Below are 2,044 nucleotides of genomic sequence, written 5' to 3'. Positions count from 1 at the left end.
TGCGGCTCGGCGAGCCGGAGCGCGCTCTTCGCTGGCTCGGGCGGAAGTTCCTGCATCGCCTGGCGCCATGGTACGTGCGCCTCGATCCCGAGCTCCACGCTCTTCTCGACCGCGAGCCCTTCGCGCCCCGCCGCGCGCCGGTGACGTTGGTCTGGCCGCTCGAGGCCCCCATGATCCGTCCGGCCTGCCACGCGCTCTTCCGCGAGGTGCGGATCGAGACGGGGATTCCGCAGGGGAGCCAGCCGCCCTTCCTGAGCGAGTGACCTAAGGCGGGGCGCTTTCGTCGCGCCGCGCGGCCGCGCCCGTGGCCAGCACGCCGCGCAGCCATTCGACGTCCTCCGCATGGCTCGCGGGGTCGTGGTCGCGCATTCCGCGGAAGGGTATCTCGATGCTTCTCCGGCGCAGCTCGGCCCGGAGCTCCCGCATGAGGACGCCGGACTCCGGGCGCAGTCCGCTCCCGTCCTCGTGCACCGCGCACCCCGGGCTCCCCGGGTTTCCGCCCAGCAGGGCGAGCACCTCGCACCCTTCGCGGGCGTACGCTTCGATGCGGTCCGCGACCTCCCTCGCGAGGTTCCCACAACACCGTCGACCGGCGGGCGTGTCGAGCGCGGCACGGATGGACTCGCCCTTCGGGCGCGTGCGCTTCAAGCCCAGGAACGCGATCTCCGGGCAGGGCATCTGAAGGAGGCCGACGTCGTGATCCCGGCAGAGTAGGACGACCTCGGCATTCAGGGCGGGGGAGTCCGCGGCGCCGGCGTCGCGCGCGTTCTGGTTGAGGATGCACTCGATGACCGCGATCAGCCGGCGACCTCTCCCGTCCCCGCCGGCGGCGTTCCCCGATCCCGGGCTCACCCCTCCAGCGCCTGCCGAAGGTCCTCGATGAGATCCTCGGGCTCCTCGATCCCCACCGCGTAGCGCACGAGCCCTTCGGTGATCCCCGCCTTGAGCCGCTCGGCCGGCGCCATCTTCGCGTGCGTCATCGAGGCGGGATGCTCGACGAGCGTCTCGACGCCGCCCAGAGAGACCGCGAGGGTCGCCAGGCGAACGCGGTTCATGAGCCGCTCGCCCGCGTCGAACCCGCCCTTCAGCTCGAAACTGATCATGGCGCCGAAGCCGCTCATCTGTCGCTTCGAGAGTTCGTGCTGCGGATGGGAGGGAAGTCCGATGTAGCGGACCCACGCCACGTCCGGTCTCGACTCGAGCCAGGCGGCGATGCGTTGCGCCGAGGCCTGGGCGCGGTCGAGCCGAAGGGCGAGCGTCTTGAGTCCCCGGTGGACGAGGAACGCCTGGTGGGGATCCATGTTGCACCCCGTGGCGATCATGACCGAGCGGAGGCGGCGAAGCAGCTCGGGGTCCTTGGCCACCAGGATGCCGCCCACCACGTCGGCGTGTCCGTTGATGAATTTCGTCACCGAGTGGAGAGCCACGTCGGCCCCCAAGAGGAGCGGCCTCTGGAGATAGGGGGACGCGAACGTGTTGTCGACCACGAGCAGGCAGCCGGCCTTGCGAGCCGCGGCGGCCGTGGCGGCGATATCGGTGACCTGCATGGACGGGTTGGAGGGCGTTTCCACGTAGACGAAACGCGTGTTCGGGCGCAGGGCCCGCTCCACGTTGCGGACGTCGGACGTGTCGACGAACGTCGCGGTGACGCCGAAGCGCGCGAAGTGATCCTCGAGCAGTCCTCGCGAGGGTCCGTAGACCGACGCCGTGCTCACGACGTGGCTCCCCTGGTCGAGGAGCGCCATGTAGACCGTCAGGACGGCCCCCATGCCCGAACTCGTGGCGACGCCGCCGACGCCCTCCTCGAGTTCCGCCACGCACGCTTCGAGGGCGTGAATGGTGGGATTGCCGAGGCGCGTGTAGATGTAGCCGTCGGCCTTCCCCGCGAACCGGTCCGCCCCCTCCTGCGCGTTCCGGAAGCCGAACGTGGACGTCTGATAGATCGGGGTGACCGCGCTGCCGTACGCGTCCTTCGGCGCCCCCGCGTGCACCAGCTTCGTGAAGAATCCCGTCTTCCGGCTCTCCAGGCATTCCGTCGTCATGG

At 70.2% G+C, this 2,044-nt stretch carries 3 protein-coding genes; 1 reads left to right on the top strand and 2 read right to left on the bottom strand.

Annotation, left to right across the window (positions count from 1 at the left end):
• Nucleotides 1-263 (top strand): hypothetical protein (locus VF139_05990; GenBank protein ID HEX6850939.1); only part of this gene is annotated, 263 nt, incomplete at its 5' end.
• A 1-nt stretch (nt 264) separates the two neighbouring features.
• On the opposite strand, the gene VF139_05985 is transcribed toward VF139_05990, so the two are convergent.
• On the bottom strand, nt 265-852 hold the full coding sequence (locus VF139_05985) for a hypothetical protein (GenBank protein ID HEX6850938.1): 588 nt from the start codon (nt 850-852) through the stop codon (nt 265-267).
• A partial coding sequence (locus VF139_05980) for a PLP-dependent aspartate aminotransferase family protein (protein HEX6850937.1) occupies nt 849-2,044 on the bottom strand: 1,196 nt, incomplete at its 5' end. The genes VF139_05985 and VF139_05980, both read right to left, overlap by 4 nt.

The organism is Candidatus Polarisedimenticolaceae bacterium (assembly GCA_036376135.1).
Lineage (GTDB): Bacteria > Acidobacteriota > Polarisedimenticolia > Polarisedimenticolales > DASRJG01 > DASVAW01.
This window is presented reverse-complemented; position numbering and strand designations above follow the sequence as displayed.